15 protein-coding genes, 3 pseudogenes and 1 other annotated feature are annotated in these 16926 nt (G+C 62.8%); of the genes and pseudogenes, 9 read left to right on the top strand and 9 right to left on the bottom strand.

Translation table 11 applies throughout. The features are described from left to right. Nucleotides 1–44: 44 nt before the first annotated feature. From MTR66_RS09085 to MTR66_RS09070, 5 genes and pseudogenes are all read left to right on the top strand, one after another. Nucleotides 45–1292, top strand: a pseudogene (locus MTR66_RS09085) (IS3 family transposase). Further along, nucleotides 331–456, top strand: a sequence feature (AL1L pseudoknot). It overlaps the preceding pseudogene by 126 nt. 33 nt (nt 1293–1325) lie before the next feature. Then, nucleotides 1326–1499 (top strand): annotated as a pseudogene (locus tag MTR66_RS09080) (cold-shock protein); the annotation flags it as partial. Between the two features lie 191 nt (nt 1500–1690). Next, a pseudogene (locus MTR66_RS09075) lies at nt 1691–2829 on the top strand (IS3 family transposase). Nucleotides 2830–2862: 33 nt separating this feature from the next. Beyond that, nucleotides 2863–3090: an O-linked N-acetylglucosamine transferase family protein gene (locus MTR66_RS21430; protein ID WP_407673034.1), complete on the top strand. Its 228-nt coding sequence runs from the start codon at nt 2863–2865 to the stop codon at nt 3088–3090. Continuing rightward, nucleotides 3024–3314: an O-linked N-acetylglucosamine transferase family protein gene (locus MTR66_RS09070; RefSeq protein ID WP_243920239.1), complete on the top strand. Its 291-nt coding sequence runs from the start codon at nt 3024–3026 to the stop codon at nt 3312–3314. The genes MTR66_RS21430 and MTR66_RS09070 overlap by 67 nt, the downstream gene beginning before the upstream one ends. Before the next feature lie 766 nt (nt 3315–4080). Here MTR66_RS09070 and MTR66_RS09065 read toward each other — a convergent pair. Together MTR66_RS09065 and MTR66_RS09060 are read right to left on the bottom strand one after the other, a co-directional pair. Then, the gene (locus MTR66_RS09065; RefSeq protein ID WP_243919964.1) at nt 4081–5544 is read right to left on the bottom strand and encodes a jacalin-like lectin; all 1464 of its coding nucleotides are present in this window, start codon (nt 5542–5544) and stop codon (nt 4081–4083) included. A 330-nt stretch (nt 5545–5874) separates the two neighbouring features. Beyond that, nucleotides 5875–6555: an NPP1 family protein gene (locus MTR66_RS09060; protein ID WP_243919962.1), complete on the bottom strand. Its 681-nt coding sequence runs from the start codon at nt 6553–6555 to the stop codon at nt 5875–5877. 608 nt (nt 6556–7163) lie between these two features. On the opposite strand from MTR66_RS09060, the gene MTR66_RS09055 reads away from it, so the two are divergent. Further along, the gene (locus tag MTR66_RS09055) at nt 7164–7601 is read left to right on the top strand and encodes a GNAT family acetyltransferase (protein ID WP_407673033.1); all 438 of its coding nucleotides are present in this window, start codon (nt 7164–7166) and stop codon (nt 7599–7601) included. 39 nt (nt 7602–7640) lie between these two features. Here the strand turns inward: MTR66_RS09055 and MTR66_RS09050 are convergent, their stop codons facing one another. The 6 genes from MTR66_RS09050 to wecB form a co-directional block, all read right to left on the bottom strand. Continuing rightward, entirely contained in the window at nt 7641–8048 is a 408-nt protein-coding gene (locus MTR66_RS09050) for a hypothetical protein (RefSeq protein ID WP_243919958.1), read from the bottom strand. A gap of 84 nt (nt 8049–8132) precedes the next feature. Continuing rightward, nucleotides 8133–9551, bottom strand: a complete 1419-nt coding sequence (gene tldD, locus MTR66_RS09045; protein ID WP_243919956.1) for a metalloprotease TldD — start codon at nt 9549–9551, stop codon at nt 8133–8135. A gap of 42 nt (nt 9552–9593) precedes the next feature. Continuing rightward, the gene (locus MTR66_RS09040; RefSeq protein ID WP_243919954.1) at nt 9594–9791 is read right to left on the bottom strand and encodes a zinc-finger domain-containing protein; all 198 of its coding nucleotides are present in this window, start codon (nt 9789–9791) and stop codon (nt 9594–9596) included. Nucleotides 9792–9871: 80 nt separating this feature from the next. Further along, nucleotides 9872–10384, bottom strand: coding sequence for a CHAP domain-containing protein (locus MTR66_RS09035; protein WP_243919952.1), 513 nt, complete (start codon nt 10382–10384; stop codon nt 9872–9874). A 431-nt stretch (nt 10385–10815) separates the two neighbouring features. Beyond that, nucleotides 10816–12117 carry a UDP-N-acetyl-D-mannosamine dehydrogenase gene (gene wecC / locus MTR66_RS09030; protein ID WP_243919950.1) on the bottom strand — a complete coding sequence of 434 codons (1302 nt, stop codon included), beginning with the start codon at nt 12115–12117 and terminating at the stop codon, nt 10816–10818. Continuing rightward, the gene (gene wecB, locus MTR66_RS09025) at nt 12101–13234 is read right to left on the bottom strand and encodes a non-hydrolyzing UDP-N-acetylglucosamine 2-epimerase (RefSeq protein WP_243919948.1); all 1134 of its coding nucleotides are present in this window, start codon (nt 13232–13234) and stop codon (nt 12101–12103) included. The genes wecC and wecB overlap by 17 nt, the downstream gene beginning before the upstream one ends. 126 nt (nt 13235–13360) lie before the next feature. Between wecB and MTR66_RS09020 the strand changes: the two genes are divergently transcribed. The 3 genes from MTR66_RS09020 (at nt 13361) to dcd (ending at nt 16116) form a co-directional block, all read left to right on the top strand. Further along, nucleotides 13361–14521, top strand: coding sequence for a PDZ domain-containing protein (locus MTR66_RS09020; protein WP_243919945.1), 1161 nt, complete (start codon nt 13361–13363; stop codon nt 14519–14521). A gap of 136 nt (nt 14522–14657) precedes the next feature. After that, nucleotides 14658–15476, top strand: a complete 819-nt coding sequence (locus MTR66_RS09015; RefSeq protein WP_243919943.1) for a carbonic anhydrase — start codon at nt 14658–14660, stop codon at nt 15474–15476. Between the two features lie 85 nt (nt 15477–15561). After that, nucleotides 15562–16116: a dCTP deaminase gene (dcd, locus tag MTR66_RS09010; RefSeq protein ID WP_243920237.1), complete on the top strand. Its 555-nt coding sequence runs from the start codon at nt 15562–15564 to the stop codon at nt 16114–16116. Nucleotides 16117–16315: 199 nt separating this feature from the next. On the opposite strand, the gene MTR66_RS09005 is transcribed toward dcd, so the two are convergent. Beyond that, nucleotides 16316–16912 carry a lysozyme gene (locus tag MTR66_RS09005; RefSeq protein ID WP_243919941.1) on the bottom strand — a complete coding sequence of 199 codons (597 nt, stop codon included), beginning with the start codon at nt 16910–16912 and terminating at the stop codon, nt 16316–16318. Between the last annotated feature and the right edge of the window lie 14 nt (nt 16913–16926).

Genomic DNA, 16926 nt, shown 5'->3' with positions numbered 1-16926 from the left:
CCGGGTTTTCCGGAGGCTCCAATTTATGAGAAGGAGCTTTCGTTATGAGCAGAACCCGGAACAAGTTTTCGCCTGAGGTCCGCGATCGTGCGGTGCGCATGGTTGGAGAACATCGCGCCGATTACGGTTTCGGAGTGGGAGGCGATGTCTTCGATTGCCGCCAAGATTGGCTGCACGGCCGAGACGCTGCGCCGCTGGTGCCGCGAGGAGGCGAGCCGACGAGCGAGGCCAGCGGCGCTTGCCGCCGCTCGCTGAGAAGGACCGGGTCAAGGCTCTCGAGCGCGAAGTGGAGGAGCTACGCCGGGCCAACGAGATTCTCCGCAAGGCGTCTGCATATTTTGCGATGGCGGAGCGAGCCTGAACATCTGGCGCCGCGAGAGATGATGATGGCGTTCATAGACGCCCATCGCCAGGACTTGGGTATCGAGCCGATCTGCCGAGAGCTGGCGATCGCCCCGTCCTCCTGTCACGAACATGCAGCACGCCTGGCTGATCCGTCCAGGCGACCCGAGCGTGTGCGACGAGATGAAGAAATCTGTCGTCAGATCAAGCGCGTCTACGAGGACAGCGACAGCCTCTACGGGGCGCGCAAGGTCTGGCATCAGCTGCGCCGCGAAGGCATCGCGGTTGCCAAGTGCACCGTGGAGCGTCTCATGCGCAGCATGGGGCTTGCCGGCATACAGCGAGGCAAGAAGACAGTGACTACCGTCAGCGATTCCAAGGCGCCGTGCCCGCTGGACAAGGTCAATCGGGAGTTCCGCGTCTCGCGGCCCAATGCCTTGTGGGAGGTGGATTTTACGTACGTCCACACCTGGGTCGGCTTCGTCTATGTCACCTTCGTGATCGATGCTTATGCGCGACGGATCGTAGGCTGGAAGGTCAGCACGTCAGCCACTGTCGGCTTTGTCCTCGATGCTCTGGAGCAAGCTATCCATGCCCGCAGGCCAGGCCCGGACGATGGTCTGATCCATCACAGCGACAGGGGCGTTCAATATCTTGCCATGAACTACACACAGCGCCTTGCCGAAGGCAATCTGGTGCCCTCGGTCGGGGGGAGCGTGGGCGACTCTTATGACAACGCCTTGGCCGAAACGATAAATGGCCTCTACAAGGCCGAGGTCATCTGGCGCCAGCGCTCCTGGCCCAGCGTATCCGCAGTGGAAATGGCGACGTTGCGCTGGGTGGATTGGTTCAACAACCACCGCCTCTTCGGCCCTATCGGTTACATCCCGCCTGCTGAGTCTGAAGCGAACTACTATGCGGCCCTCGAAACCCTCGATATGGTCGACTGACTCAAACCAAACTGCCTCCGGAAAACCCAGGGCGATTCAGGCTATGGTTTCATCGCACCCGAGGGCGGCGGCGATGACGCTTTCGTCCACATCAGCGCCGTCGAGCGCGCCGGCATGCGCACGCTCGATAAGGACCAGCGGGTTTCCTATGAGCTTGAAACCAATACTCGCGGCAAGACGTCCGCAGTAAACCTGCAGTCGGCCTGATTAAGGACCGGCCGGAGCGGACGGATGTGCCGCTTCGGCCGGTGCTCGGCATTTTGGATAGGCAACAATGGCATTTACCCGCGTTTTCTGTGAAGCGCGAGCGAACGATGCAGCCTTGGCAGCCTTTGACCTGCCCCCCGAAAGGTCCCTCATTCTGATGTAGAGTCTGCCCATGAGGAAGGAGCAGACGCATGAGGAAGAGCCGTTTCGCCGAGGCGCAGATCATCGGGATGATCAAGGAACAGGAGGCAGGGCTTTCAACGGTCGAGGTTTGCCGGAAGCACGGCCTGAGCACGGCGACCTTTTACAAGCTGAAGGCGAAGTACGGCGGCATGGAGGTTTCCGATGCCCATCGGTTGCGGCAACTGGAGGACGAGAACGGCAAGCTGAAGCGGCTCCTGGCCGACAGCATGCTGGCAACGCGATCCTGAAAGACCTGCTGGGAAAGGCTGACGACGCCGGGCCAGCGGCGCGACGTGGCGCTCGGTGTGATGCGGGACTACCAAGTCTCACAGCGCCGGGCCTGCGTGCTGATTGGCGTCGATCCCAAGACGGTCAGGCGCGAACGCCCGCCGGACCACGGAGCCATCCGCGAAGCCATGCGGGAGATCGCAGGGCGGCGCCGCCGGTTCGGCTATCGCCGGATTGGCGTCATGCTGGAGCGCAAGGGCATGAGCATAAACCACAAGAAGCTCTGCCGGCTATATCGGGAAGAAGGCTTGTCTGTACGCCGACGACGCGGCCGCAAGCGCGCCCGAGGCAGTCGGACACCGGTGCCGGAGGCACTTCGTCCTGGTGACCGCTGGTCGATGGACTTTGTCGCCGATACGTTTGGTGCGTCGCGCAAGTTCAGGATTTTGGCGATCAACGATGATTGCTGCCGGGAGAACCTGTGCCTGGTGGCGGACACCAGCATCTCCGGGGCTCGAGTGGCGCGCGAACTGGATGTGCTGGTTCGCCTACATGGGAAACCTGCTTGCATTGTCAGTGACAATGGCACGGAATTTACGAGCCGGGCGATCCTGCAGTGGGCCAGCAAGAACAAGGTCGAGTGGCACGGAAAACCTCAGCAGAATGGCTTCATCGAAAGCTTCAACGGCTCATTGCGCGACGAACTGCTCAACGAGGAACTGTTCGATAGCCTGGCTGACGCCCGTCGGAAGCTGGCCATCTGGCGCTACGACTACAACCATGTTCGGCCCACTCATCGTTGGGAAATCGAACGCCTGCACAAGCGCGTCGGACGTTCGTGAAGGACGATAGCATCACGCCCGACGCGCTTGTGCAGGCGAGCGTGCCGGAATATTCAACCGCAAGACTCTCGTTATGACCGAGAGACCGCCGGGGGCAGGTCACGCCGCACATGCCCCAGGATGAGCAACTCGGCCGGCTGCAGAATGCGGACATCGTGCTCGATACCGCACCCTATGGAGCCCACACGACCGCGAGCGATGCCCTCTGGGCCGGGGTTCCGGTATCACCCATGCCGGAAGCACGTTCCCGTCCCGCGTCGCTGGCAGCCTTCTGCATGCCGTTGGCCTGCCGGAACTCATTGCCCGCGAAGAGCAGGACTATTTTTCGCTCGCCTTGACGCTGGCCACGCAGCCGGGACGGCTGGCGGCCTGCAAGGCAAAGCTGAGCAGAAATCGCATGTCGGCTCCGCTCTTCGATGTGACAAGCTATGCCGTTGCGCTGGAATATCTGTACGAAACCATGTGGGCTTGCTGCCGCGCAGGTCAACCACGGGCGGCCATTGCAGCCTGTGAGACCAGCGATCACGGCGCGAAATTCGATCCTGGCGTGGATCGACTATAGGCAGTTGACCTGCGCGCCCTTCACGCATCTTGCGCTCGACAATCTGTACGCTGTCGTCAACGCCTGAAGTCCAAGGAACATCCGCTCGGCGACTGTCCTGCGACTGTCCTGCGACTGAAGACGGTCCGTGCGCTGGTTTCAAACGGTCATTTATTGTCGGTTCGAGTCAGATGAACTGACCGCCGCTGTCGCGGAACAGATAGTGACCGTGGAACGTCCGCTCTGCCAGCGCCTTCGGTCGACTTTGTAAGGCGCAACGGCGCATAGCAGCCGGTATAGACCTGAGATTTCTGGATGCCTTGAAACGAAATTTTGAGCATGTGAGGGGCCGTTGCTCAAGGCGTCCGCCTAGCATGCTGCATCCTGGTCGAAAAGATGACTGTGCCGGTGACGACGTCGATTGACGGTATTTTCGGAGGCTGAAGCAATGGCTCGCAACGCGTAACCTTGGGTCGAATCGACTGGTAGCCATATCGAATGTCTTCGAAAGGTGGCTTCTCAAAAGAGGCCTGAATTTCTCAATGAAATCAGGACTATGATATTTTGACGGTGTTGAAGGCGGTGGGAAACGGTGAGGATTATTTTTTCCGTTGTTGATCAATATGTTATAATCAACGGAACAATCGAGTGGGAGTGATCCGTCTGGCAGGCCGATGCCCCTTCCCGGTGCAAGGCAGGCTTGCCGGGGCCAGCGAGCGTTTACCGGAAAGGGCCCGCAGCGATGCGGGCCCTTTCTTTCATGCGGGTTCTGGCAGGTGCTGCCGGGCTACCACTTCAGCTTGAGTTCGGCGTAGATCACCTGCAGCCTGTCGATGCGATCGCCCGAACGCCCCTGAAAGCCGAGGAACGCCGCGCCTTCGGGCACGGTGAGCGAACGGACGGTGCGTGATCCGGGCGAGCCGACGGTGATGCCGTTGGTCTCCTTGGTCACGATCTCCAGGTAGTGCAGCCAATCCGAGTGGGTCACTTTCACGGTCTTGACCGCGTCGCCCGGCTGAATGGTCATTTCCCGGTGTATGTTGCCGTCTTTGGCGCCGTGCGTTTCCGAAGCCGCGTCCGGTTCTCCGCCGAGGAAGGATTTATATTTCAGCGCGATGCGGTCTATGTTGGAGCCGCCCCGGACGTAAATGTAGTCAAGCCGCCGCCTGTTGATCACGGCGTCCTCGATATTGCCGTACCCCCAATACCCGCCGCCGCCGCCGCCCCATTGCGGCGGGAAAGGATTGGGCTGCAAAACGAACAGGACCGGCGGCGTTTGTTCCAGCACGGGAAGGTCTGGTCTGGTGAAGGCTTGCAGCGGATTGCGGGAATAGGCGTCGTATTGCTCCATCGCCTTTGTGGTGCCGGTCTCGATGCTGGCGATGTAGTTCTGCAGCTCGGCGGGGAGTTCTATGGCATAAGTGCCGTATATCTGCTCCAGCCAGTCCGCGCCGTTGCGCCGCGCCTGCAGCGCGATCACATCGGCCGCCAGACCGCCGGTTGCATAGTCTCCGAGAAAATACGCGCGGTTGTCTTTCACCTGGGTCAAGTCCAGCGTGAGACCGGCGGCATCGTCATAACCCGAGCTTTCCGTGCCCAGCACCACTCTGTCTTCGTCGGCCACCGGGATATTCGGGATCGTCAGGGCAAAATCGAAGATCTCCGCTTTGTCGGGCAGGGGCGTCTTGCCCATGCCGCGCAAGTCGTATTGCACTTCCCAGCTGGTTTCCGTCGATTTCAGGAAGGAGTTGAACTCGGTCTGTATGCTGGCCGAGACGTCGACGACCCCTCTGTTGACGATCGTGTTCACTTCGGCGGCAATTCTCGTCTGCTCTTCCCGTGTCTGGGTAAAGAACGTGTAGACCGCGTAGAATTCGCCGCCATATTCCGCGTAGCTTATATAGGAATCGCCATAGATCCGGAAAAATTCGGCAAGGCCTTCGTCCTGAACGCCGCGCTTGAGCGATACGTCCTTGACGGAAACGGTCCTGGTGACGTTCTTTGCATAGACCACCACCTGAACGCTTTGTGTCGTGACTTTCTGCTGGGTGGCGAATTCCAGTTTCTGGTCAACTTTTCCAAACTTGGCAAAACCGGCCGAAAGCGATTGGTTGATTTCCAGCGCGGTGCCCATTTCCTCCATGCTGGAACAGGTAACGGCCTTGAGCTGGACCGCCGAACCGCCTGCGATGGTTTCGAATTCGATCGCTGTATTGCTGCGCAGCTGTCCCAGCACCGAGTCAAAACCCATGCCGGCTTCAGGGGTCGCGCTGCGGGCGGCAGCTCTGGTTTCAATGGCTATGGTTTCGGTTTCCACTGTACTTTCTCTCCATAAGCACGTTGCAAGCACGTAAGTCTTGGTGCGGTGTCTCATGGGGTTGTTATGTTGTTCAGTTAAAATTCCGAAATATAAAGTATGTCAGTTTGAAATTAATTTATGATATAACTATTATTTTGACGCAAATTTACAACTGCATTTCAGATTGCGCCCGGCATTGGTTCCATAGTTGTTATTTTACCGTGATTGAAGCGCGCCGCGGAGCTTCCACGGCGCGCTTCGTTTATGCGGCAAGGCCTCGTGTCAGCGGAAGTCGGCCTTGACGAGGTTGTTGGCGAAGTTCGCGTCCTTCATGGGGACGTTGGCCGAGCCGAAATTGGTGTTGGTCAGCGCATTGCGCGCGGCGGCGGGCATCTTTTCCCACTGGATCAGCGGCTGCTGGCCACCCTGCGACGAGGTCGAGCCCAACTGGTGATTGGTGAAGCCGTTGGTGTAGTAGCGCGCCAGCGGGTGATCGCCCGACATCGGCGGCGAGGTGGACTTGTCGTAGCCGCTGTGGGCGGAATAGGACACCGCTTCGACCGTGGCCGAAGTGCTGCATTCCGAAAGCCACACGACGGCGCTTTCCCAGTCGTGGCGATGGCCGTCGAGCACCTGATCCTTGGGGAAGTACCAGGCATACATCACGGCGCACAGGCCATAGTGGCTTTGCGCGCGCACATAGATCTGACCGACGCTGGACGAGCAGCCGCCATTGCGCGAGCCGCTGGGCGCAAGGCCGCCGCTGGTGTTGCCGCTGGCATCGACGGCTGGGAACGGCACGCAGCCGTCCTCGACCTTGAGCAGCGGCTGGAACTTGAACATGTAGCTTTCCGCATCGGCGGGAAGTGCCTGAACCTGATCGTGCGGAATGGAGGCGGCGATGGCATTGCCGGTGAAGAGCAGGGCCAGCGGCGCTGCGATCCACGGGGCAAGCCGGCGCATAACAACGGGAAGACGCATCAAGATCGTCCTTTCAAATCCAAGGAGTCACCAAGGTGTGGTGTCGATTGAACCGCCCGGCATGCGGAGCGGCGCGAATACGGGCGCCCACCTTGCGACGCGCGGGAAAGCCCCGGCCAATGTGCGGCAGATGATGCAGGTGTGTTGTGCCCCGGCATTATGCCTGTCTCCAGTGATCGCCCGCCACGGAAGACGGCCGGAAAACAGAAATGGGGACAAAAAAGTTTTATGAAGATTTTGAGTCAGTTCTATTTCGTTGTTGCGACATTTATATTCTGTATAGATTTGAAGTAAAATTGATAAGTGCATTAATTCTATTCTGTTCTAGAATTGTTCAGATGATTAACATCTATTGAGCCTGTAGCGTCGAACCTTCAATTTGAAACATACTCCGCTCACCCTGAGCTTGTCGAAGCCAGTCCTGAGCGGCTGCTGCAAGCAGCCAGCCGAAGGGGGGGCTGTCCCGGCGCTGCGCCAACGTCCTTCGACAAGCTCAGGACGAGCGGAGGTGGTGCACATAAAACGCACGATGCTCTAATCATTCGGGAAAAAGAGCAGTGGAATGCGCAGATCCGTGGCATGGACGGGCCATGGCAAGACAAGTGGCAATAGAAATCGATGCGGCCCTTCCAGCGGACTGGGAGGGCGTTGTGGCGTTATGGGAGGCAGTGGGGCTGACGCGGCCGTGGAACGATGCGCGGGCCGATTTCGATCTGGCGCTGGCCGGGCCTGCATCAACCATCTTGCTGGCAAGGGAGGGCGCGGCGCTGCGGGGCACGGTGATGGTGGGTTTCGATGGCCATCGCGGCTGGGTCTATTATCTCGGCGTCGATCCCGCGTGCCGGGATGCGGGTATCGGGCGCGCGCTGATGCAGGCGAGCGAGCAATGGCTCACGGCACGCGGCTGCCCCAAGATCCAGCTCATGGTGCGCGGCAGCAATGCCGAAGCGCGCGGCTTCTACGAAGCACTGGGCTATGACGTGCAGGATGTGGTGACGATCGGGCGGCGTCTGGACGGCAGGGGCTGACCAGCTTGGCGGCCTGTCTGCCCAGCCCGGCCCCGGCGCCTACTTCTTGATCTTCTTGTACGGCACGAACTGCTTAAGGCCGACGAAGCCGCTCCACATGTGGCCGCCCATGCGGTCATACAGTTGCACGGTATCGACGCTGCACAGCTGCGAGCCCCAGAGCCGGGTCACGAGAAGATCGTCGTTGTCGAGCAGGTCCGCATTGGTGGGCCGGTTGACGTAGAGCGTCGAGCCCACGCGGTAGACGATCGCCGTCTTGTCGATCACCGTGGTGTCGGTAACGCGCGACATGGTGATGCAGTTCACCGGCTTTCCAGCCTCGCGGCCTTCCAGCATCTTGGCGAGCTTTTCCTCGCCGGTCAGCTTCGGCTTGGCCTGCACGGCCGGGGCAGCGAGAACAGCGGCGGCGACAAAGGTTGAAACAACTGCTGCGGTCAACGTCTTCATGGCCATCTCTCCTTACGCAAACCTCACCCGCCAAGGCAGTGTAATGTGCACTGCTGAACGCTGGCTGACTGCCATGCGGCTGGCTCAGGCGGTGCCGCCCACCGTCAGCCCTTCCACCAGCAGCGTCGGCTGGCCGACGCCCGCGGGCACGCTCTGGCCGCCCTTGCCGCATACGCCCACGCCGCGGTCCAGCTCCAGATCGTTGCCGATGCCCTTGACCTTGGTCAGCACCGAGGGGCCATCGCCGATCAGCGTGGCGCCCTTGATCGGGGCGCCCAGCTTGCCGTTCTCGACCTTGTAGGCCTCGACGCAGGAAAACACGAACTTGCCCGAGACGATATCGACCTGCCCGCCGCCGAAGTTCTTCGCAAAGATGCCGTTCTTGATGCGGCTGAGCAGTTCGGCGGGATCGTCGCTGCCCGCTTTCATGAAGGTGTTGGTCATGCGCGGCATCGGGGCGTGGGCATAGTTTTCGCGGCGGCCGTTGCCGGTGGGCGCGACGCCCATCAGCCGGGCATTGAGCCGGTCCTGCATGTAGCCCTTGAGAATGCCGTCCTCGATCAGCACGGTTTCCTGTGTTGGCGTGCCTTCGTCGTCGATGGAAAGCGAGCCGCGCCGCGATTCGAGCGAGCCGTCGTCCACCACGGTGACGCCCGGCGCGCCCACCCGCTCGCCGATGCGCCCGGCGAACGCGGAGGTGCCCTTGCGGTTGAAATCGCCTTCGAGGCCGTGGCCGATCGCCTCGTGCAGGATCACGCCGGGCCAGCCGGGGGCGAGCAGCACCGGCATTTCGCCCGCCGGGGCATCCACGCTTTCGAGATTGACGAGGGCCTGCGCCAGCGCGGTATCGATCGCCTCGTTCCAGGTTTCGGGCTTGAACAGGTCTTCGTAGAGCCAGCGGCCGCCGACGCCGAACGAGCCGGTTTCGCGCCGCCCGTTGCTCTCGGCGACGATCGAGACATTGAGCCGCACCAGCGGGCGCACGTCGGTGGCGAGGAACCCGTCTGCGCGCACGATCTCGACGACCGACCATGACCCGGTGAGCGAGGCGCTTACTTGCGCGACGCGCGGATCGCGGGCGCGGGCGGCGGCATCGATGGTTTCGAGCAGCTTCACTTTCTCGCCGAAGCCGACGAGATCGAGGGGGGAGACATCGGTGTAGAGGTGGCGGTTGCTCTTCACCGGGGGCGGCGCCATCGCGGCCTTGGCCGGATCGAGCAGTTGCAGCGTTTCGCCCGCGCGGCGGATGGCGGCGGCGGAAATCTCGTTGGCGTGGGCGAAGCCCGTCATCTCGCCCGAAACGCCGCGCAGGCCGAAGCCCGCATCGCGCGAATAGTCGGCGGTTTTCAGCCTGCCGTCATCGAAGCCGAACGCCTCGCTTGCCACGAACTGCATGAAGAGTTCGCCGTCGTCACAGCCCTTGAGCGTTTCGGCGGCCAGCGCCTGCGCGTCTTCGGGGGTGAGCTGGCGGTAAAGGAGCGAGCGGGGATCGGGTGCTGTCATGCCCCCTGATATAGGGCGCGCAGCGGGAATTGGAACGGCCGTTTACGCCGCCTGCTGATCCGCCGGGCCGCCCTTGAGCACGAAGCGGCGGTCGCAATAGCCGCATTCGACATAGCCCTTCTCGTCGATCTCCAGCCAGACGCGCGGATGGCCGAGCGCCGCGCCGGCGCGGATGTCGGTAGCGCCGTCGCAGCAGACGCGGTGGGAATCGGTGTAGACGGTTTCGGGCGGGTTCATCATGAGGCGGTGAATTAGCAGGAGGCGAAAGGCATTTCCAGCCGCTATCGCGGGTTCATGTGCAGGCCTGCCTGTCCGCCGGTTCAACCTGCCGAGGGCAAGGCGGAAAAGGCGGCGTCGAACTGGTCGTGCGTGGCGGTTTCGTCCGCCACTTGCTCCTGCGGGCCATAGATGAAGCCGAACGTGGGGTTTTCGCGCACGCCCAGCGACCGCGAACCGGCATACCACACGCGCACGCTGCTCCAGTCGCCGTCGGCGGACACGTCTTCGGCCATGGCCGAAGTCTCGATCAGGCCCGGGCGCGACCAGTTGGCGTGATTGAGAATGACGTGGCGGCCGTCCACGATCCTGTCCACCACCGCGACATGGCCCAGCGGCATGGCGCCGGTCGCCTTGAACACCAGCACCGACCCGGCGACGGGCGTGTTGCCCCGGCCATAGAGCCCTTGCGCCTTGGCCCACCAGGTAGCGGCGTTGCCATGCAGATCGATGTCCGAGTGCGCTCTGGCATAAGGCACGCACTGGAGCGGCCGGGCCATGGCGGGCGTTGCAGTCAGGATGGCGAAGGCGGCGAGTGCGGCGGGCAGCAGTTTCATCGCCAGCGGTTATAGCGGCAATTGCTTGCAGCCATAGCGAAGGCGCAGGCTGACTGCCGCCCGTTCCGAACGGTTCATCGCGTATTCGGCAGCGATATTAAGAGGATAACGCGCGGCAGACGGATGGGGTTCCTGGGATTTCGAATCCCCGTGCGTTTTCGGGCCGGGCCTGTCCGGATTTTCCGTCCGGAACCTGCCACTCCTCCCTGTCGCGAAGCGATGGGGAGGGGGACCGCCCGCCCTTCGGCTGACCGTCAGGCCGGCCGCTCAGGGTAAACTGCCCAAAAGGCAGCTGGTGGTGGAGGGGGGAAACCCCTCCGTCACGCACTTCGTGCGCGCCACCTCCCCATCGCTGCCCAAAGGGGCAGTTTATCCTGAGCGGCTGGCTTGCCAGCCAGCCGAAGGGCGACAGGGAGGAATGCTGGGGCCATTCACCCCACCAGTTTCAGCCGCGCCTCTTCCTCGCGCACGACGCGGGGCTGGTCGGGCCAGATGCCGCGGGTGTCGTAGACCAGCTTGTCCGCGCGTTCGGCCAGCGGGACCACGCGGAACACGTCGTGATCGACCAGCACGATCAGGATTTCGCAGGTCTCCAGCGCATCGTCGATGTCGATCTGCACGGCGCCGGTATCCGTGAATTCGATCGGCAGCTCGGCGGCATAGGGTTCCACCACGTGGATGCGGCTGCCGAACTTGCGGGCGAGGCGGCTGGTGACGAAGCGCGCCGGGCTCTCGCGGAAATCGTCGATATTGGCCTTGAAGGCGAGGCCGAGGCAGGCGACTTTCGCTTCCGGATGCGCTTCCACCAGCGCTTCGGCCTTGGCGATCACGTGGTGCATCTTGTGATCGTTCACCCCGCGCGCGGTGCGGATCAGCGGGGTTTCCTCAGGCGCGCCGTGGACGATGAACCAGGGGTCCACCGCGATGCAGTGGCCGCCCACGCCGGGGCCCGGCGAAAGAATGTTCACGCGGGGGTGGCGGTTGGCGAGGCGGATCACTTCCCACACGTCGAGGCCCATCTTGTCGGAGACGATGGACAGTTCGTTGGCGAAAGCGATGTTGACGTCGCGATAGGCGTTCTCGACCAGCTTGGTCATTTCCGCGCTGCGGGCATCGGTGGTCACGCACTCACCGCGCACGAAGCGCTTGTAGAAGGCCAGCGCCTTGCGCGCGCAGCGCGGGGTGACGCCGCCGATCGAGCGGTCGTTGTTAGTGAGCTCTTCCAGAATGCGCCCGGGCAGCACCCGCTCGGGGCAATAGGCGATGGAAATGTCGGGAATTTCGCCGGTCACGCCGGGCACTTTCAGGTCAGGCCGCATCTCGGCGATCATGTCGCGCAACTGTTCGGTGGTGCCGACCGGGGATGTCGATTCGAGGATCACCACGTCGCCCTGCTTGAGCACCGGCGCAATGGTGCGCCCGGCGGCGAGCACATAGGAAATGTCCGGCGCGTGGTTCTTGTCGAAAGGCGTGGGCACCGCGATCACGAAGACATCGGCGGGCGTGACTTCGGTGGACGCGGAGAGCAGCCCGCGCGAGACGACGCCGTGGACGAGTCCGTCCAGATCGACTTCCTCGATATGGATCTCGCCGCGGTTGATGGTGTCCACCACCTTCTGCGAGACGTCGAGGCCGAGCACCTTGCACCCGGCGCGCGCGATCACGGCGGCGGTGGGAAGTCCGATATAGCCGAGGCCGACGACGCAGACCGATGGTTTATTGTCCGATTTCATTCGCGAGCAGCTCCACGATTCGGCGCGAGGACTGCCCGTCTCCGAAGGGATTGTGGGCGCGCGCCATGGCTTCGTAAGCCGTGGTATCGTCGAGCAAGGTTGATATTTCGGTAACGATCGTGGCCGCCGTGGTTCCGACGAGTTTCGCGGTTCCCGCCTCCACGCCTTCGGGCCGTTCGGTGGTCTCGCGCATGACCAGCACCGGCTTGCCGAGCGCAGGCGCTTCCTCCTGCACGCCGCCGCTGTCGGTCAGCATGATTTCGGCGATGTTGAGCAGCCGCGCGAAGTGCGGATAGTCGAGCGGCTCGATCAGCGCGACATTGCCGAGGCCGGAGAGGCGCTCGTTCATCACGGTGCGCACGTTGGGATTGAGGTGGACGGGGAAGATCACCGCCGTATCGGGCCGCGCGGCGATTTCGCGAATAGCCTGTGCGATCTGTTCCATGCCCTCACCGAAGTTCTCGCGCCGGTGGCTGGTGACGCCGATGATGCGCTTGCCCGCGAACTTCGCTTCCAGTTCGGCGAGGCCAGAGGCGAGGGCGGGCTCGCGTTCGATCTTGTCCGAAACCCAGTGCAGCGCATCGATCACCGTATTGCCGGTGACGTGGACGCGCGCGGGATCGACGGCTTCCTTCAGCAGCGCAGCCTCGCTCGTCGCGGTGGGGGCGAAGTGCAGGCTGGCCATGGCGCCGATGATCTTGCGGTTCACCTCTTCGGGCCAGGGATGATAGATATTGTAGCTGCGCAGGCCCGCCTCGACATGATCGACCGGCACCTTGCGGTAATAGGCTGCGAGCGCCCCGGTCATGGCGGTGGCGGTATCACCCTGCACGATCACGCGATCCGGCTGCACTGCGTCCATGACTTTGCCGAGGCCGGTGAGCAGGTTCGCGGTCAGCGCGTCGAGCGTCTGGTCCGGCTGCATCACGTCCAGATCGTGATCGGGCACGATCCCGGCAATCTCCAGCACCTGATCGAGCATCTGCCGGTGCTGCGCGGAGACGCAGACCACGCATTCGAAGCGCGGATCGGCTTTCAGCGCGTGGACGACGGGGAAAAGCTTGATCGCTTCGGGACGCGTGCCGAAGACGACGAGAATACGGGCAGGGCTGGTCATGGGCGGCTAACTACCAAGCGGAAGTTAAACTTGAAATAAAGCGGCGCGATTCGGACAGGTTATCCATTTCATCGGGGCGTAAGCTGCTGTATTAAAGCTGCTCTGCAAGCGCGTTGGAGAATGCCTATGCCGATCGATCGCCGCACTTTCGTTTCCTGTGCGGGCGGGGCGGCCCTGGCGGGACTGGTGCCGCCGCAAGCCGCATGGGCCGTTTCCGGGGCGGGCGGGACGATCGACATTCCCATTCATCTCACACCAGGCCGCGTCCTGGTCTCCTGCATGGCGGACGGGGAGGGGCCGTTTCCTTTCGTGTTCGATACCGGCGGCACGGTGGGGCTGATCGACATGAAACTGGTCGAGGCGCTGAAACTCAAGCGCGTCGGCGGTTCGCGGTTGTCGCTCAGCATCGGCACCAAGGTTTTCCCGATATACGAAGTGCGGGATCTCATTTTCGGCGGCAAGGTCCGTCAGCCTTCGGCGGTTTTTGCCGGGGTCAAGAATTTCGGGTTTGGCGAAGGCGTGCGCGGATCGCTTGCCGCCGGGGTGCTGAGTTCGGTGACGGGTGAACTCGATTACGAGAACCAGATATGGCGGATATACCAAGACGAAACGCCCGACCGCACAGGCTGGACCCGCTATGACAAGGCGCTCGTCAAAAGCGGCAACCGCAACGGGTCGTCGTTCCTGTTTGCCGATGCCGTGCTGGGGGGCACAAGCCTGCGGCTGGGGCTCGATACCGGCATGCCCTCCGCGCTGAGGATCTATCGCAAGGCGGCCGAAGCGGCGGGCCTGTGGAAGTGGGATTCGCAGCGCTGGACGCCAACTGCCCCGGGCGGAAAGGGGCGGCTGATCCGCACCGATGTCACTCTGGCGGGAACGGTTCTGAAAGACGTTCCGGTTTCCCTTGTCGAGGATGTGCAGTGGAGCACGTTTCACAACGGCATCATCGGCCTGCCGGTGCTGCGGCTGTTCAACATGGCCACCCATGCCGCCAAGGACGAACTCTACTTGCGCCGCAATGCGCTTCCCGCCGCGACGCACCTGAACCGCTACAACCGCGCGGGGATCTGGATCGGCCGGGAGCATGGCGGGCTCATCGCGGAGGTCGTCGGTGCGGGGAGCCCCGCCGCACAGGCGGGCATAAAGGCCGGAGACCGCATTCTGGATGCGGACTTCGGTGACCTGATCGAGCGTTTTCAGGGACCGGCGGGAAGCCGGGTTCCGCTGCGTTTGCAAACGGATGGCGCCGTCCGCGAAGTGACGCTCACGCTGGAAGATTTCCTCTAGCCGCCAAAGGCGCGCGCCGGGCTTGGTTTTCGCCGGTTGAAAGGCCTCTAGTCAATCGTCCGGAGGGCGTGGTTGCCAAGGGCTTAGCGCGTTCGTGTCTAGACAGGCCCCCATGGGAAGAGGGGGGCTTTTTGCCATGACTGTCAGAGTGAAGCTTGCCGCTGCTCTCGGGGTTGCCGTGCTGGCACCGGGAGCATTCGCCGAATCCGGCCACGGTCCGGGGCATGAAACCGCGAGCGTGCAGCATGCGGCCGCGCCGGTTGCAGTGCATGGACCGCATTGGTCCTACGGCGGCAGCACCGGAGGGCCGGAGCATTGGGGCGATCTCTCGCCCGCGTTCAGCGCCTGCAAGTCCGGGCATATGCAATCGCCCATCGATCTGGGCGTGGCAGCCGAAATCGGTACCTTCAAGGTGCGCGCGGATTACCGCCCCGGGGCGCTTACGATCCTCAACAACGGGCATACGGTGCAGGCCAATATCCCCGAAGGCTCGGTGCTGAGCAGCGGGATCGCGCGTTACAAGCTGCTGCAGGTGCATTTCCACACGCCGTCCGAAGCGACCGTCTACGGCATTCCCTATCCGATGGTCGCCCACTTCGTGCATGTGGACTATGCCGGGAACTACGCAGTGCTGGGCGTGCTGTTCGAGGAAGGTGCGGTCAATCCGGAGCTGGAAAAGCTGATCAAGGCCGCGCCCCGCACCGAGACGGGCGCGCATGAGGTGCCGCACGTCACGTTCGATCCGGCCAGGCTGCTGCCGGATAATCTCGCCGTGTTCCGCTACGAGGGATCGTTGACTACGCCGCCGTGCACCGAGGGCGTGCGCTGGCATGTCGCGACCCACCATGCCACGGCCAGCGCGGGCCAGATCGCGGCGCTTCATGCGATCATGGGCGACAATGCACGGCCGATCCAGCCGCTCTACGGGCGCCTGCTGGTGAAAGGCGCGGACTGAGGAATATCTCCCCTGCTGGAGCGGGCTGGTGGACAATTTCCGCCTGTCTCTTGCTCCGGCGGGGGGCTTCGGCAATCACCCGGTCATGGCGATTCTGAGCGACAAGTGGATCCGCAGCCAAGCGCTGGAAAATGGCATGATCGAACCGTTCGTGGAGGCCCAGCGCCGCGACGGGTGCATTTCCTACGGCCTGTCCTCCTACGGCTACGACGCGCGGGTGGCGCCCGAGTTCAAGATCTTCACCAATGTCGATTCAGCGGTGGTCGATCCCAAGGATTTCGCGGCCAATTCCTTCGTCGATCGCGAGACGGACGTCTGCGTGATCCCGCCCAATTCCTTCGCGCTCGCCCGCACGGTCGAATATTTCCGCGTGCCCAAGGACGTGCTGGTGATCTGCCTTGGCAAGAGCACTTATGCGCGCTGCGGCATTATCGTGAACGTCACCCCGCTGGAGCCGGGCTGGGAAGGGCACGTGACGCTGGAATTCTCCAACACCACGCCGCTGCCCGCGAAGATTTATGCTAACGAGGGCGCCTGCCAGTTCCTGTTCCTGCAGGGCAACGAACCGTGCGAGACGAGCTATGCCGACCGTGCGGGCAAGTACATGGGCCAGCAGGGCGTGACGCTGCCGCGGTTGTGATGCTGCGGCCTGTTCCGGTGTGAAGGCTGGCAATAAGGCTGCCGGATGAGCGGGGCATTCACACTCCTCCCTGTCGCGTAGCGATGGGGAGGTGGCGCGCACGAAGTGCGTGACGGAGGGGTTTTGAGCCCCCTCCACCACCCGCTGCGCGGGCGGTCCCCCTCCCCATCCCCTATGGGGACAGGGAGGATTTGCCGCATCACTCCCTGCCATACAGCTCAGCTTCTTCCGCGCGGCGGTCCCTGAGGCCGGGCATCGGCTTGCCGTCGTTGTAGATCCATTTGCCGAATTCCTTCTGCGCCTCGGCGTAACGGCCTTGGCAGTGCAGCTTCGTCAGCGTGGCTTTGGCGATGGCGCCGGTGTTGTAATGGAACGAGACGAGCGCATCGAACTGGTTTTGCGTTGCGGGCGCATCGCCCAGCGCGCGGGAAACCGCATCGGCATAGCGCTGGATATCGCGGTCGAAGCGGGCATCGCATTCCGCCTGAGTCCAGACCGTGCCTTTCGCTATGTCCGGCCCGGTGGAGCCCCAGCCGATAGTCCAGGGCGCGCCGTCGGTGCTGCCGGGATCGGGATAGGCGTCGAAGCGGCCGTCGGCGCGGCACTTGCCGCAGCCCTCCCATTTGCGGATCAGCGCCTTGCCCGCCGGGCCGAGCCGGTGTTCGGGCTGCGCGGTAAGAGGCGTGGCGCCCACGGCATGGTCTATCGCGCTGTCGAGGCGGGCCACCTCGCTGTCATCGAACCCGCGCCCCAGCATGCGGCGCACTTCATCGAAAATCGGCTTGCGGTCGAGCATCGGCCTTCTCCGTG

Source organism: Novosphingobium beihaiense (assembly GCF_022832375.1).
GTDB classification, from domain to species: domain Bacteria; phylum Pseudomonadota; class Alphaproteobacteria; order Sphingomonadales; family Sphingomonadaceae; genus Novosphingobium; species Novosphingobium beihaiensis.
The sequence above is the reverse complement of the archived record's forward strand: the minus strand, read 5'-3'. Positions and strand labels throughout refer to the sequence as shown.